Origin of the sequence: Staphylococcus sp. EG-SA-17 (assembly GCF_017151845.1) — a bacterium.
GTDB lineage: Bacteria > Bacillota > Bacilli > Staphylococcales > Staphylococcaceae > Staphylococcus > Staphylococcus aureus.
In genome coordinates, this window is sequence record NZ_JACVZO010000168.1 from 1 (window position 1) to 246 (window position 246).

A 246-nucleotide genomic window follows, 5' to 3' on the forward strand; every position below is an offset into this window, starting at 1 on the left:
TTGGTTGACCCTCGCCAACTTTTTCACCCGTTAATGGGTTCACTGTGATTGGTGTTGTGATTGTCTTACTTCCTGGTTGTCCTTCTTGTTTCACTCGCTCTTCACCAGGTTGTAACTTCGGATTAAACTCACGTTTTGTTTCAAACGGTATCTCTACTGTTTTTGTTTCTGGTGTACCCGTTTTTGGTCCGTGTTTAATCACATCATCCACTGGCTCTTCGATCACTTTTCCTGTGTCTGGATTCT

At 43.1% G+C, this 246-nt stretch carries 1 protein-coding gene; it reads right to left on the bottom strand.

Features of this window, described 5'->3' with window-relative positions; translation table 11 throughout:
* Positions 1–246: G5 domain-containing protein (locus tag IDG65_RS14595; protein ID WP_206174271.1), on the bottom strand; the 246-nt coding region annotated here is incomplete at both ends.